Here is a 1,169-nt window from a genome sequence, read left to right as displayed (position 1 = left end):
TACGAGGCCGAGGACGGCATGCTCGGCGGCGGGGCCGCGGTAGTGGGACCCAACCGCACCATCGGCGACCTGGCCGGTGAGGCCTCCGGCCGCAAGGCCGTCACCCTGAACTCCACCGGCGCCTACGTCCAGTGGAACACCACCGACCCGACCAACACCCTGGTCACCCGGTTCTCCATCCCCGACGCCCCCGGCGGCGGCGGCACCACCGCCACCCTGGACCTGTACGTCAACGGCACCTTCGCCCAGACCATCACCTTGAACTCCAAGTTCGCCTGGCTCTACGGCGCCGAGACCGGCCCCGGCAACGACCCCTCCGCCGGCGGACCGCGGCACATCTACGACGAGGCCCACGTCGTCCTGAACACCCCCGTCCCGGCCAACAGCGTCATCCGGCTGCAGAAGGACGCCGCCAACACCTCCCAGTACGCGATCGACTACATCAACACCGAGCAGGTCGCCCCGGTCGCCAACCCCGACCCGACCCACTACCTGGTCCCGGCCGGCTTCGCCCAGCAGGACGTCCAGAACGCCCTGACCACCGTCGCCAACTCCGCCACCTACACAGGCGTCTACCTGCCCGCCGGCCAGTACCAGACCACCGGCAAGTTCCAGATCGGCCAAAAGGCCATCAAGGTCATCGGCGCCGGACCCTGGTACACCCAGTTCAGCACCGACCAGACCCAAGCCAACACCGACGCCGGATTCTCCGTCCAAACCAGCGCCAGCGGCTCCACCTTCTCCGGCTTCGCGTTCTTCGGGAACTACACCTCCCGCATCGACGGCCCCGGCAAGGTCTTCGACCTCACCGACGTCACCAACCTCACCATCGACAACATCTGGGTCGAACACACCGTCGTCGCCATCTGGGGCACCCACGTCAGTGGCCTGACCGCCACCAACATGCGCATCCGCGACACCTACGCGGATGGCATCAACCTCACCAACGGCTCCCAGAACAACCTCGTCTCCAATGACGAGGCCCGCTCCACCGGCGACGACAGCTTCGCGCTGTTCGCCGCCCAGGACCACAACTCCTCCGACCTGTCCGGCAACACCTTCCAGAACCTGACCGCGGTGACCCCGTGGCGGGCGGCGGGTGTGGCGGTCTACGGCGGGGAGAACAACACGCTGCAGAACCTGTACGTCGCCGACACCCTGACCTACGC

The 1,169-nt window shown here is 67.5% G+C and carries 1 pseudogene; it reads left to right on the top strand.

Annotation, left to right across the window (positions count from 1 at the left end):
- Positions 1 to 1,169, top strand: a pseudogene (locus tag ACEZDE_RS28620) (hypothetical protein); the annotation flags it as partial.

Origin of the sequence: Streptacidiphilus cavernicola, assembly GCF_042510955.1 — a bacterium.
GTDB lineage: Bacteria > Actinomycetota > Actinomycetes > Streptomycetales > Streptomycetaceae > Streptacidiphilus > Streptacidiphilus cavernicola.
Note: the sequence above shows the minus strand (reverse complement) of the source record. Positions and strands in the feature narration are given on the sequence as shown.